The organism is Amycolatopsis sp. Poz14 (genome assembly GCF_006704225.1).
GTDB lineage: Bacteria > Actinomycetota > Actinomycetes > Mycobacteriales > Pseudonocardiaceae > Amycolatopsis > Amycolatopsis nivea.
In genome coordinates, this window is sequence record NZ_JACLHD010000001.1 from 983,435 (window position 1) to 1,004,188 (window position 20,754).

At 68.7% G+C, this 20,754-nt stretch carries 22 protein-coding genes; 14 read left to right on the plus strand and 8 right to left on the minus strand.

What is annotated here, in order from left to right:
* Position 1: 1 nt before the first annotated feature.
* The 3 genes from FKO37_RS04925 (at position 2) to FKO37_RS04935 (ending at position 2,752) form a co-directional block, all read left to right on the plus strand.
* Positions 2 to 742 (plus strand): amino acid ABC transporter permease, encoded by a 741-nt coding sequence (locus tag FKO37_RS04925; protein WP_037808725.1) that lies wholly within the window; start codon positions 2 to 4, stop codon positions 740 to 742.
* On the plus strand, positions 739 to 1,479 hold the full coding sequence (locus FKO37_RS04930) for an amino acid ABC transporter ATP-binding protein (protein ID WP_238603836.1): 741 nt from the start codon (positions 739 to 741) through the stop codon (positions 1,477 to 1,479). The genes FKO37_RS04925 and FKO37_RS04930 overlap by 4 nt, the downstream gene beginning before the upstream one ends.
* 385 nt (positions 1,480 to 1,864) lie before the next feature.
* Positions 1,865 to 2,752, plus strand: coding sequence for an MOSC domain-containing protein (locus FKO37_RS04935; protein ID WP_238603837.1), 888 nt, complete (start codon positions 1,865 to 1,867; stop codon positions 2,750 to 2,752).
* Here FKO37_RS04935 and FKO37_RS04940 read toward each other — a convergent pair.
* The gene (locus FKO37_RS04940) at positions 2,635 to 3,429 is read right to left on the minus strand and encodes an S-adenosyl-l-methionine hydroxide adenosyltransferase family protein (protein ID WP_081684958.1); all 795 of its coding nucleotides are present in this window, start codon (positions 3,427 to 3,429) and stop codon (positions 2,635 to 2,637) included. The genes FKO37_RS04935 and FKO37_RS04940 overlap by 118 nt on opposite strands.
* Before the next feature lie 47 nt (positions 3,430 to 3,476).
* Between FKO37_RS04940 and FKO37_RS04945 the strand changes: the two genes are divergently transcribed.
* The 6 genes from FKO37_RS04945 to FKO37_RS04970 all read left to right on the plus strand — a co-directional run bounded on the left by FKO37_RS04945 (position 3,477) and on the right by FKO37_RS04970 (position 9,441).
* Entirely contained in the window at positions 3,477 to 4,358 is an 882-nt protein-coding gene (locus FKO37_RS04945; protein WP_037808718.1) for a phosphoribosylaminoimidazolesuccinocarboxamide synthase, read from the plus strand.
* A gap of 71 nt (positions 4,359 to 4,429) precedes the next feature.
* Complete coding sequence (locus FKO37_RS04950) at positions 4,430 to 5,251, plus strand: helix-turn-helix transcriptional regulator (protein ID WP_238603838.1); 822 nt, start codon at positions 4,430 to 4,432, stop codon at positions 5,249 to 5,251.
* Positions 5,252 to 5,281: 30 nt separating this feature from the next.
* A complete protein-coding gene (locus FKO37_RS04955; RefSeq protein ID WP_238603839.1) occupies positions 5,282 to 6,118 on the plus strand; it encodes a patatin-like phospholipase family protein in 837 nt (278 codons plus the stop codon).
* Positions 6,119 to 6,832: 714 nt separating this feature from the next.
* Positions 6,833 to 7,357: an NADPH-dependent FMN reductase gene (locus FKO37_RS04960; RefSeq protein WP_374204452.1), complete on the plus strand. Its 525-nt coding sequence runs from the start codon at positions 6,833 to 6,835 to the stop codon at positions 7,355 to 7,357.
* 436 nt (positions 7,358 to 7,793) lie between these two features.
* A complete protein-coding gene (locus FKO37_RS04965; protein ID WP_238603841.1) occupies positions 7,794 to 8,654 on the plus strand; it encodes a class I SAM-dependent methyltransferase in 861 nt (286 codons plus the stop codon).
* 88 nt (positions 8,655 to 8,742) lie between these two features.
* Entirely contained in the window at positions 8,743 to 9,441 is a 699-nt protein-coding gene (locus FKO37_RS04970; RefSeq protein ID WP_238603842.1) for a DUF2334 domain-containing protein, read from the plus strand.
* Between the two features lie 2 nt (positions 9,442 to 9,443).
* Here FKO37_RS04970 and FKO37_RS04975 read toward each other — a convergent pair whose 3' ends face one another.
* Complete coding sequence (locus tag FKO37_RS04975; protein WP_037808710.1) at positions 9,444 to 10,085, minus strand: MBL fold metallo-hydrolase; 642 nt, start codon at positions 10,083 to 10,085, stop codon at positions 9,444 to 9,446.
* A gap of 199 nt (positions 10,086 to 10,284) precedes the next feature.
* Between FKO37_RS04975 and FKO37_RS04980 the strand changes: the two genes are divergently transcribed.
* A complete protein-coding gene (locus FKO37_RS04980; RefSeq protein ID WP_238603843.1) occupies positions 10,285 to 11,781 on the plus strand; it encodes an aldehyde dehydrogenase family protein in 1,497 nt (498 codons plus the stop codon).
* 9 nt (positions 11,782 to 11,790) lie between these two features.
* A complete protein-coding gene (locus FKO37_RS04985) occupies positions 11,791 to 12,954 on the plus strand; it encodes a lactate 2-monooxygenase (RefSeq protein WP_238603844.1) in 1,164 nt (387 codons plus the stop codon).
* A gap of 4 nt (positions 12,955 to 12,958) precedes the next feature.
* Here the strand turns inward: FKO37_RS04985 and FKO37_RS04990 are convergent, their stop codons facing one another.
* A complete protein-coding gene (locus FKO37_RS04990; protein WP_037808705.1) occupies positions 12,959 to 13,294 on the minus strand; it encodes a hypothetical protein in 336 nt (111 codons plus the stop codon).
* Positions 13,295 to 13,388: 94 nt separating this feature from the next.
* On the opposite strand from FKO37_RS04990, the gene FKO37_RS04995 reads away from it, so the two are divergent.
* Positions 13,389 to 14,573: a glycosyltransferase 87 family protein gene (locus FKO37_RS04995; protein ID WP_238603845.1), complete on the plus strand. Its 1,185-nt coding sequence runs from the start codon at positions 13,389 to 13,391 to the stop codon at positions 14,571 to 14,573.
* On the opposite strand, the gene FKO37_RS05000 is transcribed toward FKO37_RS04995, so the two are convergent.
* From FKO37_RS05000 to FKO37_RS05010, 3 genes are all read right to left on the minus strand, one after another.
* Positions 14,570 to 15,382 carry a bifunctional 2-polyprenyl-6-hydroxyphenol methylase/3-demethylubiquinol 3-O-methyltransferase UbiG gene (locus FKO37_RS05000; protein WP_238603846.1) on the minus strand — a complete coding sequence of 271 codons (813 nt, stop codon included), beginning with the start codon at positions 15,380 to 15,382 and terminating at the stop codon, positions 14,570 to 14,572. The two genes, FKO37_RS04995 and FKO37_RS05000, sit on opposite strands and share 4 nt — an antisense overlap.
* Positions 15,379 to 16,959, minus strand: coding sequence for a GMC family oxidoreductase (locus FKO37_RS05005; RefSeq protein WP_238603847.1), 1,581 nt, complete (start codon positions 16,957 to 16,959; stop codon positions 15,379 to 15,381). Before FKO37_RS05005 ends, FKO37_RS05000 begins: the two co-directional genes overlap by 4 nt.
* An 82-nt stretch (positions 16,960 to 17,041) precedes the next feature.
* Positions 17,042 to 17,704 (minus strand): hypothetical protein, encoded by a 663-nt coding sequence (locus FKO37_RS05010; RefSeq protein ID WP_051728637.1) that lies wholly within the window; start codon positions 17,702 to 17,704, stop codon positions 17,042 to 17,044.
* A gap of 190 nt (positions 17,705 to 17,894) precedes the next feature.
* On the opposite strand from FKO37_RS05010, the gene purS reads away from it, so the two are divergent.
* Together purS and purQ are read left to right on the plus strand one after the other, a co-directional pair.
* Positions 17,895 to 18,134, plus strand: coding sequence for a phosphoribosylformylglycinamidine synthase subunit PurS (purS, locus tag FKO37_RS05015; RefSeq protein ID WP_037808692.1), 240 nt, complete (start codon positions 17,895 to 17,897; stop codon positions 18,132 to 18,134).
* Entirely contained in the window at positions 18,131 to 18,808 is a 678-nt protein-coding gene (purQ, locus tag FKO37_RS05020) for a phosphoribosylformylglycinamidine synthase subunit PurQ (RefSeq protein ID WP_037808690.1), read from the plus strand. Before purS ends, purQ begins: the two co-directional genes overlap by 4 nt.
* A 51-nt stretch (positions 18,809 to 18,859) precedes the next feature.
* Here purQ and FKO37_RS05025 read toward each other — a convergent pair whose 3' ends face one another.
* On the minus strand, positions 18,860 to 19,279 hold the full coding sequence (locus FKO37_RS05025; protein ID WP_037808689.1) for a pyridoxamine 5'-phosphate oxidase family protein: 420 nt from the start codon (positions 19,277 to 19,279) through the stop codon (positions 18,860 to 18,862).
* A gap of 102 nt (positions 19,280 to 19,381) precedes the next feature.
* Entirely contained in the window at positions 19,382 to 20,731 is a 1,350-nt protein-coding gene (locus FKO37_RS05030) for a PQQ-binding-like beta-propeller repeat protein (protein WP_238603848.1), read from the minus strand.
* Between the last annotated feature and the right edge of the window lie 23 nt (positions 20,732 to 20,754).

The following is a 20,754-nucleotide window of genomic DNA, read 5'->3' on the forward strand; positions in this document are numbered from 1 at the left end:
GATGGACCAGTTTTTCGACACTTTCCTCAACTGGCAGTACATCTGGGAGGTTTTCCCGGACCTGCTCAAGACCGGCCTGCTGAACACCCTGATCCTGTCGGTGGCGGCGGCTATTATCGGGACCCTGCTCGGCATGGTGCTCGCGGTGATGGGCCTGTCCACCAAACGCTGGCTGCGCTGGCCCGCGCGGGTGTACACGGACATTTTCCGTGGCCTGCCCGCGATCCTGACGATCCTCGTGATCGGCCAGGGCGTCGGCCTGCTCGCTCGCGGCCTGGTGGGCAACAACCCGTACCCGCTGGGCATCGCCGCGCTGAGCCTGATCGCCGCCGCGTACATCGGCGAGATCTTCCGGGCGGGCATCCAGAGCGTCGACAAGGGACAGCTGGAGGCGAGCCGCGCGCTCGGCATGAGCTACACCAAGGCGATGCTGCTGGTGGTGATCCCGCAGGGCGTGCGGCGAGTGCTGCCCGCGCTGGTGAACCAGTTCATCGCGCTGGTGAAGGACTCGACCCTGGTGTACTTCCTCGGTTTCCTTACCTCGCAACGGGAACTGTTCCGCATCGGCCAGGACCTCGCGGCCAACACCGGCAACCTGTCGCCCCTGGTCGCGGCGGGCGTGGTCTACCTGGTGATCACGGTTCCGTTGACCCACCTGGTGAACTACATCGACAAGCGGCTGCAGACCGGTCGAAAGGTGACCACGGAGACCAAGGAAATGATCGCGGGCGGGACGGTATGAGTACAGCGATTCGTTCGTCCTCGGTGGAACTGAAGGACATCCACGTCCGATTCGGGACGCTGGAAGTCCTGCGCGGAGTGAACCTGAAGGTGCCGAGCGGCAGCACCACGTGCGTCATCGGCCCGTCCGGCTCTGGTAAGTCCACTCTGCTGCGCTGCGTGAACCGCTTGCAGGAGCCGGACAGCGGCGACCTGCTGCTGGACGGGGAAAGCGTCATCTCCTCGGATCCCGATGCGCTGCGCCAGCGGGTGGGGATGGTGTTCCAGCACTTCAACCTGTTCGGACATCGTTCGGTGCTCGACAACATCGTGCTCCCCCTGCGCAGTGTTCGGGGTCTGTCCAAAGAGGACGCTGTAGGGGTCGCCCGGGCGCGACTGGCGGAAGTCGGGCTCGCGGACAAGGCCCCGTACCGCCCGGCGGCGTTGTCCGGAGGCCAGCAACAGCGGGTGGCGATCGCCCGTGCGCTGGCGATGGAACCGGAAGTGATGCTCTTCGACGAGGCCACGAGTGCGCTGGACCCGGAGTTGGTGAAGGGCGTCCTGGACCTGATGGCTGGGCTGGCTTCGCGGGGCCTCACGTTGATCGTGGTGACGCACGAGATGGGCTTCGCCCGCAGCGTGGCCGACGAGGTCGCGTTCATGGACGCTGGGCGGATCGTGGAGCAGGGGACGCCGCAGCAGATGTTCGAGGCACCGGCTAGTCCTCGGTTGCAGCAGTTCTTGTCGCAGGTTTTGTGACGGGACGGCCGTCCTCGCAGACGCTGTCGCTGGTCCGCGTGGCTTCCCGGGAGTCCTGGAGCCGCCGGGCCAGCGACGGTGCCACTCGCTGCACTGCCTGGTCGATCGGCAGCAGATGGACGGCCCGGATCTCCGGTCGGTGAGGGGTAGCCGGGCGGCTTCCGAGGTGGAGATCCGCCCGCCGTCGAAGATGAACGCGAGCCCTTCCGGCATCCGGCCGTCGTCCGGCGCGTAGTCGAGAACCAGCAGCGGGCTCGACGAGCAGGACGCGTCCGGTTTCGTCGCGGAGCAGGGTGCCAGCCGACATTCGCGTACCGGCGCAGCGGCGGTCCGTGCGGGATCGTGCGCCCCAATCCCCTCCGGGCCACCAGGTACCGTGAACCCCATGGGGACGATCTCGCGGCTCACGTATTACCCGGTCAAGGGCTGTGCCGGCACGACCGTCCAGTCCGCCGACGTGACGCCCGCCGGTCTCGCGCACGACCGCGAGTTCATCGTCACCGCGGCTGACGGCGACTTCCGCAGCCAGCGCCGCTTCCCCGTCATGGCCGCCATCCGGCCGCGCCTCCTGGACGGCGGCGCCCGCCTCGCCCTGTCCGCTCCCGGCGTCGAAGACCTGACCATCGAGGTCCAGAAGGACGGCCGACGGCACCCCGCGGCCACCTTCAACTGGACCGGCGAGGGCGTCCACCAGGGTGCCGACGCCGCGGAGTGGTTCTCCACCGTGGTGGGTCAGCCGTCCGTGCTGCTCGGCGTCACCCCGGAGCATGACCGCGTCACGAGCGGTGAGACTCCCGGCACCGCGCGGTTCGCCGACGGGCACGCGATCCTCGTGATCTCCGAGTCCTCTTTGGACCACCTGAACGAACGGATCGCGGAGCGCGGCGGCGAACCGGTGCCGATGGACCGGTTCCGGCCCAATCTCGTGATCCGCGGCTGGGCGGAACCGCACGCGGAGGATTCGGTGCGCCGGATGGAAGCCGGCGGGGCCGAGTTCGCCTACGCGAAACTGTGCGTGCGCTGCGCGGTGCCGATGGTCGATCAGGAAACCGGCAAGCGCTCCGGTCCGGAGCCGATCCGCTCGCTGGCGGCGTACCACCGCGACCCGGACGGCGGCGTCCTCTTCGGCATGAAGGCGGCGGTGACCCGGCCCGGTCAGCTGGCGGTCGGCGACGCGGTGATGGTGCATTCCTCGGTCGGCCCGATCCGCAGCACCGAAGCCGCCGAACCGCCGTTGACCGCGACGGCCAGCTTGCCCGCCGAGTCGGTGTAGACGAGGTTCGCGCCGCGCGGCACGTCGGCGAAGGTCCGGCCGATCGTGGCGGACACCGCGACGTGCTCGCTGTGCACAGTTACCTCACCGGTCAAGCCGGTTAGTTCGAGGTCGGCGGGGGCGGCGGCGAGTTGGACGTTGCCGAAGTGGTCGACGGTCAGCACGTCCGACACGAGCTTGCCCGGAAACGCCGCGATCAGCGGCTCTGGCAGGCGCACCAGGTCGCGGATGGCGGGGCCGAAAGAGCCAGGGTGTGCACCGAGCGCGAGCTTCGCCGCGACAGGGGCGAAGATGTCTCGGCCGTGAAAGGTCGCGGACGTCGGCGTTCGCACGTCGATCACGTACGCCGCGTACACGCCGCCTAGCGCCTCTGCGGCAGGTAGAAGCAGACCGTTGTCCGGGCCGACGAGGATGCCGTGCGTCGCGACCACCACGATGCCGCGGCGCTCAGTACCGACGCCTGGGTCGACGACAGCGAGGTGTACGGCCTTAGGCAGCGACGGCACGGTCTGCGCGAGCACTGCCGCGCCTGAGCGCACCTGCTGCGGCGGGACGAGGTGCGTCACGTCGAGAACGCGTACGTCGGGCGCGATGCCCGCGATGACCCCGTGGCAGGCGGCCACGAAGCCGTCGTGCAGCCCGTAGTCGGAGGTGAACGAAATCCAGCGGTAGGCCATGACCTGCATCATCCTCGCTGTAGCGGTGCTCGGGTTAGGGTGCAGCAGTGACGACGCTCGCCGATTACCCGAAGATCGCCGCCGGAAAAGTCCGGGACCTGTACGCGGTCGGGGACGACCACCTGCTGCTGGTCACCTCGGACCGCATCTCCGCTTACGACTTCATCCTGGACACGCCCATCCCCGACAAGGGCCGCGTGCTCACGGCGATGAGCGTGTTCTGGTTCGAGCAGCTGTCGGACCTGATCCCGAACCACCTTGTCGCGTACGACGACCCGCGCATCCCCGCCGAGGTACGCGGGCGCGCGCTGCTCGTACGCCGTCTCGACATGCTTCCGGTCGAAGCTGTCGCGCGCGGGTACCTCACGGGGTCCGGCTACTCGGACTATCAGCGTACGGGCGCAGTGTGCGGCGTAGAGCTGCCTGAAGGGCTCGTGGAGGCATCGAAGCTGCCGTCGCCGATCTTCACGCCCGCGACGAAGGCGGCGTTCGGCGAGCACGACGAGAACGTTTCGTTCGACGCAGTGGTCGCGACTATCGGCGCGAAGCGCGCGGAGGAGCTACGCGAGGCGACGCTCGCGGTGTACCGCCGTGGCGCGGAAGTGGCGGCGAAGCGCGGAATCCTGCTGGCGGACACGAAGTTCGAGTTCGGAGTGGACGAGACGGGCGCGCTGGTGCTGGCGGACGAAGTGCTGACGCCGGATTCGTCGCGGTACTGGCCGGCGGAGGGGTACGAGCCGGGAAGGGTGCAGCCGTCGTTCGACAAGCAGTACGTGCGCAATTGGCTGACGGGGCCGGAGTCGGGTTGGGAGAGGGCGTCGAACGTACAGCCGCCGCCGTTGCCGAGTGAAGTGGTGGAGGCGACGAGGGGAAGGTACGTGGAGGCGTACGAGAGGCTGACGGGGTTGTCGCTGGAGGACTGGCTGTAGGCCGGGGAAGCAGCAGAGGGCCCAGGGAGAGAACCCCGAAAACTGTCGGCACCCCCTGACACACTGCAACCATGACCACACCGTACGCAACACCGCGCGCGAGGGCATTGGGCCTGGAGTTACGCGCGGCGCGGGAGAGAAGAAGACTGGGTGTAAGAGAGTTGGCCCGGTTGCTGGGGATGACGCCTGGTTTCGTGACGAACTGGGAAAGAGGACTGCGGCTGCCGAAGCCGGAGGACATCGGAGCGGTACTGGCGCACTGCAGGGTGATCGGGCCGGATCGCAGGCGAATAGTGGAGATGGCGCGAGGAGCGCGAGAGCAGGACTGGATAGACGGCGGCGGAGAAGAGCCGTACCTGGAGTGGGAACGCACGGCGGAGGCAGTGTTCGGCTGGGAGCCGGAAGTGGTGCCGCCGCTGTTGCAGACGAGCGGGTACGCACGAGCGCTGTTGTCGAGCACTGCGGGCGTTGCGGCGGACGAAGTGGACGCGCGCGTAGCCGAGAGGCTGTCGCGGCGCGCGGTGCTCGATTCGGGCGCGCGGTGTGTGCTGGTGCTGGGGGAAAGGGCGCTGCACAAGAGGATCGGCGACGCGGACGCGATGGCGGAGCAGCTGTGGCATCTGCGCGAACGGTTGGCGGAAGGCAGGGCCGAGGTGCGAGTGGTCCCGGCGGACCGCCGTCCCGATCTGGGCAGGGCGTTCACGATTTTTGATTTCGCGGACCTGCCCTCGATCGTCCACGAACGGTTGCTGCGGGAAAGCGCCAGCAGCTCGAGTCCGGCGCGGGTGGCGAAATACCGCGAGGTGGCGGAAACCCTGCTGGAGCTGGCCCTGCCGAAACCTGAGACGGACGCCCTGCTGGAGTCCGCGCTGCGGAAATTGTCGGTGCCGTAGGGCAGAGTGGGTGCCGGTGAAAGGAGCGGCATGAGCCGAGCGTTGGTGTTGGGCGGCGGTGGCGTCGCCGGGATCGCGTGGGCGACCGGATTGCTGACCGGGCTGGCGGAAGCGGGCCAGGACGTAACCGATGTCGACATGCTGATCGGCACGTCAGCAGGCGCGGCGGTGGCGGCACAGCTGGGCAGCGGATTGCCGCTGCCGCAGTTGTACGCGCGGCAAACCGATCCGGCCTTGCAAGCGGCGGAGATCGCGGCCGAGTTCGACCCGGAAAAGTTCGGCGAGGAGTTCGCCGCGGTGCTGGCCGACGGCGGCACCGCGGCGGAAACCCGCCGGGCGATGGGAAAGTATGCGCTGGCCGCGGAAACCGTCCCGGAACCGCGACGCCGCGCGGTGATCGAATCCCGCCTGCCGTCCCACGAGTGGCCCGAGCGCGCGGTAAAAATCGTTGCGGTGGAAGCGGAAACCGGCGAACCAGCGGTGTTCGACAGCTCGTCCGGCGTCTCGCTGATCGCCGCGGTGGCGGCCAGCTGCGCAGTGCCCGGAATCTGGCCAGCAGTACCGATCAACGGCGGTTGGTACGTCGACGGCGGCGTCCGCTCCGCCTCGAATGCCGACTACGCAACAGGTTTCGCCCAGGTGGCAGTGGTCGTCCCCATGGGCGCGGCGGAGCCGTTCCCGACGGAGCGGCCGTTCGACCAGGTACTGGCGGACCTGCGCTCGGCAGGAGCGAAGGTAGCGGTACTGGAACCAGACGAGGCTTCCGTCGCGGCGATCGGCCCGAACCCACTGGACCCGGCAACCCGATCAACAGCGGCGGCGGCTGGGTTGGCACAGGGACGACGAGGAGGGGTGGTGTGGGAGTGAGGCCACTCCGCTACGTGACAGCTGGCTGCTGACCTCGGCGAGCCGCTTCCCGGCCCAGGCCGGTTGCTGCCGGTTGAGAGGTGGGGCGGAGCCTGAGCTGCGCTGGCTCTCGGCGGGTTTCCGGTCTGGCGCGGGTTGGTTCGCTGCGCGTTTGCGGCGGGCGCGGAGCCTGCGCAGGGTGGGCTTTGCCCGCGGGTTGCCGGTTCTGCGGGTTGGTAGCTGCAGGGTCGAGGTAGGTACGGAGCTTGAGCTGAGCGCGCTGCCTACGGTGCCGCTTTCGCGAGGGCCCGTTGCAGTCGGTTTCGGGCGGGCGCGGAATCTGAGCTCGGTTGACTCTCGGTTCGGTGCGGGTTGGTTGCTGCGGGTTCCAGGTCGGCGCGGAGCCTGGGCCTTCCGAGCTGCCCGTTCCGGCCCGGCTGGTCGTGGCCAGTTCCAGGTCGGCACGGAGGCCGCACTCGGCTGGCTTTCATCGAGCCGTGCCAGCGCGAAGCAGCTTCGTCCGCTCCAGCCCGCTCCGGAATCCGCACTCCGCGAGGGCGGTCCGATTCGCCATCGATCGTTCACCGCCAAGCTTGGCGCACCTCGGAAGCGTGTCCGGGGTCAGGCAGCCGGGTAGCGATTGCGTTCGCGCGGTAGCAGTGGGTGAAAGTCAGGCGCGCCCCGAAAAGCCAACCCCGCGAACGCCCCCGTCCTGGCACACTGGGGTTCGTGCTTCTGCTCATCAGCGGCAGCCTGCGGGCCGGTTCGGTCAATGCGGCTGTCATCGCTACCGCGGCTGGGTTTACGGCGTCCACTGTGTACGGTGGTCTCTCTGGGCTGCCGCATTTCAATCCGGATTTTGACCGGGATCCGTTGCCTGGCGAGGTCGTCGCGTTGCGGGAGGCGATCGGGGCGGCGGACGGTGTCCTGTTTTGCACCCCGGAGTACGCCGGTGGCCTGCCGGGTTCCTTCAAGAATCTGCTCGACTGGACGATCGGCGGCGGGGAGATGTACGGCAAACCGGTCGCGTGGATCAACGCGTCTTCGGTCGCCGCGCCGACTGGGGGTGCGGACGCGCATGACTCTCTCCGCAAAACCCTCACCTACGCGGGCACTCGCATCGTCGACGACGCTTGTGCTCGGATTCCGATTCCCCGCCAAGCTGTCGAGAACGGATCCCTCATTGATCCCGACCTGCGGGGGCGGGTCGCGGTCGCGGTGCGGCGGCTCGTGGAGGCGGCCAAACCGGTCAATCCGTGAGTCGCTGAGCCCAATCGAGGAAACTGTCCCGTTCGGCACCGGTCAGTACTGCGGCGGGCGGGGTGTTCGGAAGGGCTAGCACTACGGCGTCTTTCGGCAGGTCGCGAACCTGTTCTTCGGCAAGGGAAGTCGGTGCCGCCGCCGACGCGCGGAACAGGAAGGCCAGTGGGCCGGGGCCTAAGGACTCCACGATTTCGACGCGGCCGCGGCCGAAATCTCGTAGTTCCCTGGGTAGGACAGACGCCCGTACGGGGCCTGCGGACAGGATGATTGCTGGTCGCGGTTTTCCTGGGAGGGTGCCTGGTTCGGCGCGTAATTCGCTGCCTGCCCAGGGGGTTGCTGGAACAACAGGTTTTCGTCGCCACAGGGCCATGGCGTGCAGGCTAACGCGAAAATCGGTGGCACTGCGGCATTTGCCCGGTTAGCGTCCGCAGGCGTGAGTTACGAGCATCCTCTCGCTTACCTCATCGGGATCGAAGGAGCGGCGTTGCTCCGCGCGTTCATCGGCGAGCACGATCGCGAGTTTGTCGAAGCGCGGTTGGCCGAGATTCGCGCGCTGCTGGCTGACGACGACCTGGCCCACGGCGTCGAGGTAACCCAGCTCGCGCCTAGAGATGGTTACGCTCGCTGGGCTGCCGCGTATGACTCTGGCGAGAACGCTGCGTTCGCTGACGAGCCCCACGTCGCGGCGATCCTTGACGCGATTCCGCCGGGTCGGGCGCTTGATGCTGCCTGCGGCACGGGGCGGCTCACCCGGCTGTTGGTCGAGCGCGGTCACCACGTGGTCGCCGTCGACGGTTCGCCGGAGATGCTCAGCCACGCCAAAGCCGCCTCGACTTTCGTTGCTGACCTGCATGAACTTCCGGTCGATGACGGTTCGCAGGACGTCGTGCTCTGCGGTCTCGCGTTGTCGCACGTACCGGACCTGGCACTGGTGATCGCGGAGTTCGCTCGCGTCCTCGCCCCGGGTGGGCATCTCGTCCTTTCCGACGTGCATCCCGAGCAAGTCCAGCGCGGATCGATCCCGTCCGTGCGTACGGCCGACGGCGACCCGGCTCGGGTGCGGACGAGTCATCATCGCGTCGGTGATTACTTGCGTGCATTCTTCGCCGCCGGTCTCGCGCCGGTGAACTGTGCGGAGCCGACGCCCGCACCGACCGAACCGCTCCACGTACCTGGTGGTGGGCCGTGGGATCTCTGGCCGTGGTCGTTGAACGGCCTGGTGCCGGAAGCGTTGGCCGCGGCGGCGAAGGGCGTGCCGTCGATGCTCGTCTGGCACTGCCGCAAGGCCGCATAACCTAGCGGTGACTGTCCGCCGCGTAAGTCTCACTCGCAGTTCACGGAGCGGTCAGGCGGTCGCCACACGGCTGCGGCGCAATGGTGGCGTGGATGCTCGCCTGCTGGTCTCGCTGTCCGGGGTCACCACGCGCACGCTGCACCGTTGTGCGCATCTGGCGGCCGAACTCGAACGTCGGCATGTTCCGCTGTCGATCCTGCATGTCGCGCGCACCGAGGACGGGCCCGTGACGGCTTGGGTCCGTACGCGCGCCGCAGCGGGTGACTCGGTGCTGCTTAACGGCTACGACCACCGCATCCCGCCGACGCATCGCGCCGTGCACCTGGGGCGTAAGGCCGAGTTCGCCGTGCTCCCCGCGCACGAAGCGCGGCTCCGGCTCATCGCTGCGAAGGCCGCCCTCGACGCGACCGGCGTGACTGTTGACGGCTTTGCGCCGCCGCGATGGCTGGCGTCGGCTGGCACTGTGCAGGCGTTGCAGGAGCACGGCTTCACGTTGTGCGCTGACCAGAACGCCGTACGGGACCTGGTGACCGGCGAGATTCGGCGCGCGCGAGTGCAGGACTTCACGACTCAGTCGCACCGTACGGAGACTGTCCGCTGCTTCGCGCTCGTACTGGCCTCCGCGCGGGCCGCGCGCCGAGGCGGGCTGGTGCGGCTCGGCATTGACGCCGCTGACCTCAGCCGCCCCGGTTTGCGGCAGGCGTTGCTGGACGCGGTGGACGTGGCCCTCGAAAACCGGGCCTTCGGGAGCACCTACGGCTCCCTGCGCCACATCGCGCCCGCGTAGCCCTAGACCTCCGTCGCGACGCCTCGTTCCAGCGCCTTCACCTCGGTGCCTTCCGGGGCGAGGTTCTGGAACAGCCCGTAGTGCATGTTCGCCGCCGCGTTGGCCAGCACCGCCTCGTGGATCGGCACCGAACGGCGCGGCGCGACCGCACGCAGGAAGTCCACCGCTTCGCCGGCCTTCAGCCACGGGGCCCCGGTGGGCAGGCCGAGCACGTCGACCTTCTGCTCGGGCACGAAGAGCGAGTCGCCCGGGTGGTAGAAGGCGCCGTGGTCGACCAGGTAGCCGATGTTCGGGATCACCGGGATGTCGGCGTGGATCACCGCGTGCTCGCCGCCGGTGACCGACACCGAGGTGCCGCCGATCTCGAACGCGTCGCCGGGCTTGGCGACCTCGAACTCCAGGTGCAGCTTCTCGACGGCCTCGGCCGAGCCAGGGTCGACGATCAGCTTCGCGCCCGGGTTCGCCTTGAGCAGGCCGGGCAGCCGTTCGACGTCGAGGTGGTCGAAGTGCTGGTGGGTGATCAGCACCGCGGACAGTTCGCGCTCGTTCTCGAAGCCGGTGGAGAACGTGCCAGGATCGAGCAGAATCCGCTCCGCGGCGGTCTCGAGCAGTACGCAGGAATGTCCGAAATGGACGATCCGCATCAGGTTTTCTCCTTACCAAGATCGGTCGGTTCAACCCTACGCTCGTGGCCTGGTCCGCGAGGGCGTCCAGCGAGGGCTCCCGGTCGGAGGACTTTCCGCGCCAGTTCCGGGATGCCATGCTGGCGGGAAGCCCGGGCAACTGTTGGCAGAGTGTCAGCAACCTCGTAGCCTGGGGGTTCACCGAGACGGGGAGACGCCGATGACCGCGGTCCAGCCGAAGCCGACGCCCGTCGGCGAGACGTTCGATTCGCTCAGCCCGGCCACCGACGAGGTCGTCGGCACCTACCCGGTGCACACGGCCGACGAGGTCAGCGCCGCCGTCGAGCGGGCGAGGGCGGCCGCGCGCTGGTGGGACGGCCTCGGCTTCGCCGGGCGCGCGGAGCGGCTGCAGCGCTGGAAGGGCGTGCTCACCCGGCGGCTGCCGCAGCTGTGCCAGGTCGTGCGCGACGAGACCGGCAAGCCGATCGCGGACGCCCAGCTCGAGAGCGTGCTGGCGATCGAGCACATCGCGTGGGCGGCGAAGAACGCCCGCAAGGTGCTCGGCAAGCACCGCCGCTCGTCCGGTCTCCTGATGGCCAACCAGGCCGCGACCGTCGAGTACCTCCCGCTCGGCGTCGTCGGCGTGATCGGGCCCTGGAACTACCCGGTGTTCACCCCGCTCGGCTCGATCGCATACGCGCTGGCCGCGGGCAACGCGGTGGTCTTCAAGCCGAGCGAGTACACCCCGGGTGTGGGTAAGTGGCTGGTGGACGCGTTCGCCGAGATCGTGCCCGAGCAGCCGGTGCTGCAGCTGATCACCGGATTCGGCGAGACCGGGGCCGCGCTGGTCGGCTCCGGCGTGGACAAGATCGCGTTCACCGGCTCCGCGGCCACCGGCAAGAAGATCATGGCGGCCGCCGCGAACACGCTGACCCCGGTGGTGATCGAGGCGGGCGGCAAGGACGCGCTGCTGGTCGACACGGACGCGGACCTCGAGGCGGCGGCTGACGCCACCGTGTGGGGCGCGTTCTCCAACTCCGGCCAGACCTGCATCGGTGTCGAGCGCGTCTACGTGCACGAACGGGTGGCCGACGAGTTCGTCGCCAAGGTGGTGGAGAAGGCGAAGAACGTGCGCGCCGGCTCGGACGAGGACGCGCAGTACGGGCCGATCACCATGCCCTCGCAGCTGTCGGTGATCCGCGGTCACATCGAGGACGCGCTGAAGCGCGGCGGGAAAGCGCTGGTCGGCGGCGTGGAGAGCGTCGGCGACCGCTACGTGCAGCCGACCGTGCTGGTCGACGTCCCGGAGGACTCCGAAGCGGTGCGCGAGGAGACGTTCGGCCCGACCGTCACCATCGCCAAGGTCCGCGACATGGACGAGGCGGTAGAGAAAGCCAACGCGACCAAGTACGGCCTCGGTTCCACGGTGTTCTCCCGGGCGCGCGGCGCCGAGCTGGCGTCGCGGCTGCGTGCGGGGATGACCGCGGTGAACGCGCCGCTGTCGTTCGCCGGGATCGCGTCGCTGCCCTTCGGCGGCGTCGGCGACTCCGGGTTCGGCCGGATCCACGGCCCGGAAGGGCTGCGCGAGTTCGCCCGCCCGAAGGCGGTGGCCCGGCAGCGGTTCACTGCGCCGCTCACGCTCACGTCCTTCTCCCGCAAGGAATCCACGGACGCGCTGGTCGCCAAGCTGGTGACCGTCCTGCACGGCAAGCGTTAAGGAGCACTGTTGCCCGGCTTCGGCGATTTCCAGCACGAGATCTACTTCGCCGGATTGTCCGGCCGCGTCCCGGACCTGCCGATGTCGTACGCGGAACTGGAAACGCGTGCGGCTCAGGCGCTTCCGCCGTCCGTACTGTCCTATGTGGCCGGTGGGGCCGGCGACGAGCGGACCCAGCGCGGGAACGTCGAGGCATTCGAGCGCTGGGGCCTGGTCCCGCGGATGTTCGTGGGCGCGAAGGAACGCGACCTGTCGGTGGACCTGTACGGGATGAAGCTGCCGTCGCCGCTGTTCCTCGCGCCGGTCGGCGTGATCGGCCTGTGCGCGCAGGACGGCCACGGCGACCTCGCGACCGTTCGGGCCAGCGCCCGAACGGGCGTGCCGATGGTCGCTTCGACACTGAGCGTCGACCCGATGGAAACGCTCGTCCCGGAACTGGGCGACACTCCGGGCTTCTTCCAGCTGTACACGCCGACTGACCGTGACGTCGCCGCCTCGCTCGTGCAACGCGCCGAGGCGGCGGGCTTCCGCGGCATCGTGGTCACGCTCGACACCTGGGTGACCGGCTGGCGGCCGCGCGACCTGTCGACGGCGAACTTCCCGCAGCTGCGCGGGCATTGCCTGGCCAACTACTTCACCGACCCGGTGTTCCGGAAACGGCTCGGCAAGGCTCCGGAGGACGACCCGGCGGCCGCCGTCGGACTGTGGGCCCAGCTGTTCGGCAACCCGCTGACCTGGGATGACCTGCCCTGGCTGCGCTCGCTGACCAAGCTTCCGCTGCTGGTGAAAGGCATCCAGCATCCCGACGACGCCCGCCGCGCCATCGACGGCGGGGTCGACGGGATCTACTGCTCCAACCACGGCGGACGGCAGGCCAACGGCGGTCTCCCGGCGCTGGACTGCCTTGCCGAAGTGGTCGATGCCTCCGGCAGCACACCGGTGCTGTTCGACTCCGGTGTGCGCTCCGGAGCCGACGTGGTCAAGGCGCTGGCCTTGGGCGCGACGGCGGTGGGCGTCGGCCGCCCGTACGCCTGGGGGTTGTCGTTGGCTGGTGAGGACGGCGTTGTCCATGTGCTGCGTACCTTGCTCGCTGAAGCTGACTTGATCATGGCTGTGGACGGCTATCCGACTCTGGCCGACCTCACCCGCGAAGCGCTGCGGCGAGTCGGCTAGACGCTTACGCGGGCAGGAAGTACCCCTCGCTCTCGTCCCACGGGATTTCGAAATCGTCGAGGTGTACGTGCCACTGCGCGTCCGGAAGGGTACGGCGCAACTCGGTCACCGAGCCCAGCACGTGTTCGAGGATCGGCATGACCCGGTCGAGATCGAGCGGCATCTTGGTGGACCCGGCCACGATCGCGTCCGGCTCGCCTTCCTCATACAGGAAGAGAGATTCCTCGTCCGGGTAAGGAAAAGACGACTGGCGTGTGGTGACGACGCCTTCGACAGCGGCGGTCTCGGCAGCGGTGAGCGCGGTCGCCCGGCTCGCGTTGTAGTAGAGGGAAGTGCTCATGGGCCCGACTGTAACGACGGGGTCCGACAATTCCGGGAAAACAGTCATCCGGAACAGCCCGCCCGTCGAGCAGGCAGCTACAATCGCCGCCCGTATGTGGTTTCAAGGAAAGTCCGGGCGGATCCTCGCCTGGTTGTCCGCACTCGGCGCGGTAGCCCTCGTCGCGGGCATCGCGGCCGTCATCAGCAGCTTCAACTCGGTTGACCTGCAGGTCTACCGCTTCGGTGCGGACGCGGTCGTCCAAGGCGGCGACCTTTACGGCCCGCTCCCGACCACCACAGCCGGGTCGATGCTGCCGTTCATCTACCCGCCGTTCGCCGCGATGCTCTTCTCGGCCCTGGCGCTCCCGCCGCTCTCGATCGCGTCGGTTCTGCTCGACGTCCTCTCCGCCGCGTCGCTCTGGGTCGTCTTGTACACCACGGTCCGCCACCTGTGGCGCGACTGGAATCGCCAATCCACGGCCGTCGCCGCGTCCGCGCTCACCGTTGCGGCGCTTGCCTTCGAGCCCGTGCGCTCCACCATCGGTTTTGGACAGATCAACCTCGTCCTGATGGCCCTGGTCGCCGTGGATTGCCTGGCACCCAACCCCCGCTGGCCGCGCGGAATCCTCGTCGGCCTGGCCGCCGCGATCAAGGTGACGCCCGCTGGTTTCCTCCTTTTCTTCCTGCTCGCCAAGGATTTCCGCGCCGCCCGCAACGCATTGCTCACCGGTGCCGGAGCGACCTTGCTCGGCTTCCTGATCGCCCCGCGCGCGTCCGCCGAGTACTTCTTCGGCGGCGGCCTCACCGGTGCCGACGGCTTCAGCGGCTCGCCCTACGCGACCAACCAGACCATCCAAGGCGCCCTCAACCGCCTCGCCCTGCTGCCGCCGGCCCACGACCTGCTGTGGCTGGCGTTGTCCGCGTTCGTCCTGGTCGCCGCCGTACTTGTCATGCGGCGCGTCGACAGTTCGCTCGGCTTCGTCGTCAACGCGGCCGCGGTGCTCGTCCTGTCCCCGATTTCCTGGTCGCACCACTGGGTTTGGGTGGTGCCCGCGACCCTCATCCTGGCCGCCCGGGTCCGCACGCTTCGCGCCGCCGCCGCGTTGGCCGCGGGCGCGTCGGTTTTCATCGCCGCGCCGCACACCTTCGTGCCCTCCAGCGGGATGCGGGAACTCGCGTGGGAACCGTGGCAGCACCTCGTCGGCGACGCCTATGTCCTTCTCGGCTTGGGTTTCCTTGCCTGGCAACTGTTCGCGGTGCAGTTCGCCCGGGTTCCCGAACTCGAACGGGTCGGTTAGGCGGAACCGGGCCAAACCAGCGTCACCAGATCCCGGCCGGACGACCCGAGATCTGGTGGCATCTCCGGATCGATCCCCATCTCCAGCAAGGCCCGCTCGACCTCGCCGGCCGCGTCGGCAGGCAAGCACAACCGCCGCCGTACGACGTCCACTGTGGATGCGAACTCCGCGTACTCCGGCTCCGGCGGCCGCCGCCATTCCACGACTTCCGGCTCGATCCCCACTTCCGCGAGCGCCGCGAGACAGTCCCCGGCAGTCGGTCCAGCCGGTCGCTCGATGCCATGAAATCGTTGCCACAGCGGATTAAGCTCAGTCAGCGGATGCCGCGCGGCCGTCTCGACCACCACCCGCCACCTCGCCGCCGCGGTGAGCGCCGCGGCGAACGGAGCCAGGTCGGGGACGTTGTAAACCACGTTCCCGCACACGACAACGTCCGCCACGTCGGCTTCGTCGGCGAGATCGGGCCACCGGCCGGACAACAGCCGATGCTCCACGCCCGCGGCCCGCTCGGCAAACGCCGCGAGCAGTTCGTCGTCGGTGTCCAACGCCGTCACCGCTGTGACGTTCGACCGGCCGACCAGGGGCAGGCTCGCCGCCCCGGCCGCCGCGCCGATGTCGAGCACCGTGCCTGGCTCCTGCAACGCTTCGGCGGCCAGTTGATAGGTCGCCCCGATCGGCGCGGCGATCTGCTGATCGGCTCGCCGGAGGAACACCTCGCGCGGCAGGACCCACGGCGATTCCGGAGGGTGCACGGTGTCCGGAATCGCCCAGGAGGCAAGGAGATCCCGCCAGGTTGACAGAGCGGTCATCGAGCCCGAATCAGATCAGCCGCCTTTTCCGCCACCATGATCGTCGGCGCGTTCGTGTTTCCGCGCGGCACCACGGGCATCACCGAAGCGTCCACCACCCGCAGCCCCGTAACCCCGCGCACCTTCAGATCCGGGTCGACCACCGCGTGCTCGCCGCTGCCCATCGCGCACGTGCCGACTGGGTGGTACAGCGTCTGCGTGTTCTGCCGGACATGCTCGGTCAACGCCTCGTCCGACAGCTCATGCGTCGCCGGCAGGAACGGCCGGTCCAGGAACTTCGCCAGCGGACCCGACCGTCCGATCTCGATCAGCGACCGAAGAGCGGACTTCACCGATTCCAGATCGATCGACTCCGCGTAGTAAGCCGGGTCGATTTCCGGCTTCCACACCGGATTCGCCGACTTCAGCCGCAGCCGCCCGCGGCTCGCGACGTCGACCAGCGTGGCCGCCGACGTGAAGCCCGGACACGTGGGCTCGCGCATTCCGTTGTCGTAGAACAACGTCGGGGCCACGTGGATCTGCATGTCCGGCGCGGCCAGCCCGTCGCGGGTCGAGTAAAACGCGCCCGCCTCGCCGATGTTCGACGCGAGCGGGCCGCGTTTGGTCAGCTGGTAGCGCACCAATCCGGCGGGTGTCGCGGAGTCCGCGATGTCGGTCGTGCCCTTCGTCGACCAGATCACGCCGACCGCCGGGTGGTCGTGCAGGTTGTCGCCGACGCCGGGCAGCGCGGCGACCACGTCGATGCCCAGTTCGCGCAGATGCTCGGCCGGACCGACGCCGGACAGCATCAGCAACTGCGGCGAGTTGATCGCCCCGCCCGACAGCAGCACTTCGGCGTCCGCCCGGACCGTCGTCGGCACGCCCTTGTCGAGATAGGACACCCCGACCGCTCGGGTGCCCTCGAAAACCACCCGCGTGACCTGCGCGTTCGTCCGCACGGTCAGGTTCGGCCGCGACAACGCGGGCCGCAGGTAAGCGTCCGCGGTGGACCAGCGGCGGCCGCGCTTGCAGGTGACCTGGTAGAGCCCGGCTCCCTCCTGCGACTCGCCGTTGAAGTCGTCGGTGTGCTTGAGCCCCCACGCGACCGCGCTGTCCACCCACGCGTGCGACAGCTCGTGGGTGAACCGCCGGTCCTCGACGTGCAGCGGGCCGTCCGTGCCGTGCAGCGGGCCGCCGAGGCGCTGGTTGCCCTCGGCGCGCTTGAAGTACGGCAGCACGTCGTCCCAGCCCCAGCCGGTGGCTCCGTGCGCATCGCGCCAGCCGTCGTAGTCGGCGCGGTTGCCGCGGATGTAGATCATCGCGTTGATCGACGAGCAGCCGCCGAGCATCCGGCCGCGCGGCCAGTACTCCTTCTTGCCGGTGTGCTTCTGCTCGACGGTCTCGTAGTTCCAGTCCCACTTCGTCTTGAACAGCGACGCGAACGCCGCCGGGATCCGGACCTCGTCCGCGGTGTCCTCGCCGCCGGCCTCGAGCAGCAGCACCCGCGCGGACGGGTCCTCGCTCAGCCGGTTCGCCAGCACGCAGCCCGCGCTGCCCGCGCCGACGATCACGTAGTCGAAGGAGTCCTGCTCTGGCACGCTGCCTCCCGGTGGTGTTGACACCCTGTCAACGACACATCATGGCGCAGGTCACGCTACGCGCAAGTCGCCGGAAAACCGATCAGTCAGAAGTGGCATCGAAGACGGTGACGCACACGCCGTCCGCCGCATCGTCGTCGGTCTCCACCCGGCCCTCTCCGGTCACGTCGTCCACCTTGGTGTCGAGGTGCACGATGGTCCGGCCCGCGGAGGTCAGCACGTCCGTCTTGCGCGGGGTGAGCTTGGTTTCGCCGTAGATCCACTGCTGGGTGCCGTTGCGAGTGGTGTCCTGGCACATGACCGACAGCGCCGCCGGGATGTCTCGCGCGTTGACCGCGTCGATGAACCTGGTCGCGGCGTCCGTGCCGTTCTTCACCGGGGGCCGCGGCTTCGGATCCGTCGACAGGCTGGCCAGCGGAGCCGGTTCGCCACCCGATTTGGTGTCGCGCACACACCAGCCTTTGTCGCTGGGGATGATCGCGATCCCGTAGGTGAGGTCGCCGGCGGTGATCGTCGCCGCGCGCTCCTGCTGGCCGGTCAGATGCACCGCGTTGCTGATCTTCGCGTCGCCCTTCGCGCTCCGGAAGGTCTGCTCGGCGGTGTAGGACCGCTTCGACCGGATCCTGCACCACAGCTCATTCAGCCCGGTCTGCTCGGTGATCGAGTTGGCGACCGACTGGGCCAGCTGCTCCGGCGTTCCCTGCGACGTCGTGTCCAGCTTCTCCTTGAAGAAGCCCGGCGTCACCCAGCTGCTGAAACTGCCCAGGCGGCGGCCCCTGCTGCGGTCCGCGCGGCGGATAAGGGCCCTGCTGCGGATACGGGCCTTGCGGCGGGTGGTTCACGTCTCCCCCTCGATACCGGTCTGTCTGCCGATCAGGCTAGTGAAGTACGCTTCCAGTGCACCCACGACCTGCAGAAATAAGGAGCAGCCAGCCGTGGCTCGAGTCGTTGTCGACGTCATGCCCAAACCCGAGATCCTCGACCCGCAGGGCCAGGCGGTGGCGCGTGCGCTGCCGCGGCTCGGCTTCTCCGGGGTCGCCGACGTGCGCCAGGGGCGGCACTTCGAACTCGAGGTCGACGACGACGTCGATGACGAGACGCTGGCCAAGATGGCCGAGGGCTTCCTCGCCAACCCGGTGATCGAGCAGTGGACCATCCGGCGGGTGGAGGCGTGAGCGCCCGCATCGGCGTCATCACCTTCCCCGGCACGCTCGACGACGGCGACGCCGCCCGCGCGGTCCGCTACGCCGACGCCGAGGCGGTTTCGCTCTGGCACGCCGACGACGACCTCAAGGGCGTCGACGCGGTCGTCGTCCCCGGCGGCTTCTCCTACGGCGACTACCTGCGCGCCGGTGTGATCGCCCGCTACGCGCCGGTGATGTCCTCGGTCATCGACGCCGCGCACAAGGGCATGCCGGTGCTCGGCATCTGCAACGGCTTCCAGATCCTGTGCGAGGCCGGCCTGCTTCCCGGCGCGATGATCCGCAACGTCGGCCTGCACTTCGTGTGCCGCGACCAGTGGCTGCGCGTGGACAACAACGCCACCGCGTGGACCACGCGCTACGAGGCGGGCGCGGAGATCCTGATCCCGCTCAAGAACAACGACGGCTGCTACGTCGCCGACCAGTCCACTGTGGACATGCTGGAGGCGGAGGGCCGGGTCGCGTTCCGCTACGTCGGCGGCAACCCGAACGGCTCCCGCAACGACATCGCGGGCGTCACCAGCGAGAACGGCCGCGTGGTCGGTCTCATGCCGCACCCGGAGCACGCGATCGACGCGCTCACCGGCCCGTCCGACGACGGCCTCGGCATGTTCTACAGCGCGGTCGACGCGCTCGTGAAAGCCTGAGCCAAGCACCGCAAAAGGGGCCCCGGAAACTTCCCGGGGCCCCTTTTCGCGTTACTTGCTGTGGTCGCTGGAGAGCCAGCGCTCGGTGCGCACCCGCACCAGCACCGAGTTCTCCGTCAGCGAGCCCTCGACGAACTTCCGCGCCTCGGCCTCGGGCGCGTACCGCGAGGCGATGGCGAGCGCCTGCTCCTCCGTCGGAGCCGAGGACCGGTCCACTACCGGACCGGACACCGTCACGTACTTGTACGGCTGGGTTTCCTGCTGCACCGTGAGGCTCAGCTTGCCCGCCGCCTCGATCGCACGGTCCTTCGCCGACCCGCGGTCCATCCAGATCAGCAGTTCGCCGCCGGGCTCGTAGTCGTACCAAACCGGCACGGCGAGCGGGGCCGCGCCTTCCCGGCCGATCGACAGCACGCCCACTCGCTGCTCCGCGAGGAACTTCTCTCGTTCGTCCACCGTCATGACCGCCATCCGGCGTCACCCCCAGGCTAGGAAGATCAGGATCCGCTTGAGGCCAACGCCGGACGCCTGGCGGACATTCCGGTCTCGGGGCTCGGGCCGGGACGGCCGTGCTCAGCCGAGCCGGAAGACCAGTGCCGTGGACTGTGCGGTGTAGATCGCGCGGACTCCGTAAACGACCCCGTCTGCCCAGAACAAGCGGCAGAACCACGGTGCCAAGCTGCGATTGCCGGGACCCGTGAGCGAGACCGTGCGCACGGGTGTCACAGCTCCGGTGTCCAGGGAGAACTTGACGATGTGCTGCTCAGGACCGTCCTGGCCGGCGGAGACCACGGCGATCACCTGCCCGTTGTCCACCGCGAGCGGCGCCGCGACAATGCCGCCGCCGGGCGCCGGGACTTCCCAGCGTTTGGCGCCGGTGCGGAGGTCGAACGCGGCGAGGCGGTTGGGCTTCTGCGGGCTGGTCAGCGCGATCATCGTGGTGCCCGTGACGAGTGCTCGCGAACGTCGATGTGACGTGCCATTGGAGGCCCCGCTCAGGCTGTAGCCGAATCCGTCGTCGCCCATGAAGCCGTTCAACGCGTCTCCGGCATCGATGGTGGAAACCGGTTCGAGCGAGTCGTCGAGAGTTGCGTACATCCCTTTCGATGCGTCGCTGACGTAGGCGACCAGCGGCGACGCGCTCACCCACGCCATCGTGAGGTAGGACTTGCTCTTCACGAACTCGTTGTGCTGCTTGGTTTTCCCGGTCGCGGGATCGACGGCAACGGCGACGTACAAGCTGTCGCCGGCGTCCTTGGCGCTGCAGTGGGACAGCAGCACGAAGTCCGCGCTCCGCGGCAGCCCGTCCGACGGGATGCAGTTCGAGTACACCTTCTCGTCGGTCGGTGGCGTGACCTCGGACCAGCGGACGGCGCCGGTGGCCGCGTCCAGCCCGAGCAGTTGCTGGTAGTGCACGACCACGACCGAACCGCCGACGATCTCCAGCACTGCGTGCTCGTCGAGTTTCGCCTGCGACGGGCTCCCCGACGAGGTGATGGGCATCGCCCGCTGCCACAGCAGCTTTCCCGCGTTGACATCCAGTACAGCCGCGCTCGAACAGAGATCCCCATAACCGACGGCGATGTGATTGTCGACGACAGAGGTGCTCGCCCCGCAGAAATGGCCGGCGGGGGAGGGGATCCGCCAACGTTCCTTTCCGTCGCTCCGTGCGTACGCGACCGCATAGGTGTCGTTCACCAGCACCAGATCGTCGCCCACGACCCAGGAATCGATGCCGTTGTCGTACGGCGGGACCCGGTCCGCTCCCAGCTGCCACGGACCTGGCTGGGACACCGCGATCGCGTGACCGGACACCGTGTCGCTGTTGAGCGCGAGCGGTACCACGATCGCCGCGATCACCACGGCTGCCAGAAATGCCGAGATTCCGAGGAAGGCCCGCCGGCCACCCTTTTTGTCAGTCACTACCCGCTCCCCCCTTAGATGCG

Bases quoted from the DNA above. Each gene is read 5' to 3' on its own strand.
- FKO37_RS04975 (WP_037808710.1), bottom strand. From the start codon at position 10,085: ATGCGGATCGTCCATTTCGGACATTCCTGCGTACTGCTCGAGACCGCC.
- FKO37_RS04925 (WP_037808725.1), top strand. From the start codon at position 2: ATGGACCAGTTTTTCGACACTTTCCTCAACTGGCAGTACATCTGGGAG.
- FKO37_RS04955 (WP_238603839.1), top strand. From the start codon at position 5,282: ATGAGCCGAGCGTTGGTGTTGGGCGGCGGTGGCGTCGCCGGGATCGCG.
- FKO37_RS04930 (WP_238603836.1), top strand. From the start codon at position 739: ATGAGTACAGCGATTCGTTCGTCCTCGGTGGAACTGAAGGACATCCAC.
- FKO37_RS05025 (WP_037808689.1), bottom strand. From the start codon at position 19,279: ATGGCGGTCATGACGGTGGACGAACGAGAGAAGTTCCTCGCGGAGCAG.
- FKO37_RS04995 (WP_238603845.1), top strand. From the start codon at position 13,389: ATGTGGTTTCAAGGAAAGTCCGGGCGGATCCTCGCCTGGTTGTCCGCA.
- FKO37_RS04935 (WP_238603837.1), top strand. From the start codon at position 1,865: ATGGGGACGATCTCGCGGCTCACGTATTACCCGGTCAAGGGCTGTGCC.
- FKO37_RS04990 (WP_037808705.1), bottom strand. From the start codon at position 13,294: ATGAGCACTTCCCTCTACTACAACGCGAGCCGGGCGACCGCGCTCACC.
- FKO37_RS04950 (WP_238603838.1), top strand. From the start codon at position 4,430: ATGACCACACCGTACGCAACACCGCGCGCGAGGGCATTGGGCCTGGAG.
- FKO37_RS04940 (WP_081684958.1), bottom strand. From the start codon at position 3,429: ATGGCCTACCGCTGGATTTCGTTCACCTCCGACTACGGGCTGCACGAC.
- FKO37_RS05000 (WP_238603846.1), bottom strand. From the start codon at position 15,382: ATGACCGCTCTGTCAACCTGGCGGGATCTCCTTGCCTCCTGGGCGATT.
- FKO37_RS04980 (WP_238603843.1), top strand. From the start codon at position 10,285: ATGACCGCGGTCCAGCCGAAGCCGACGCCCGTCGGCGAGACGTTCGAT.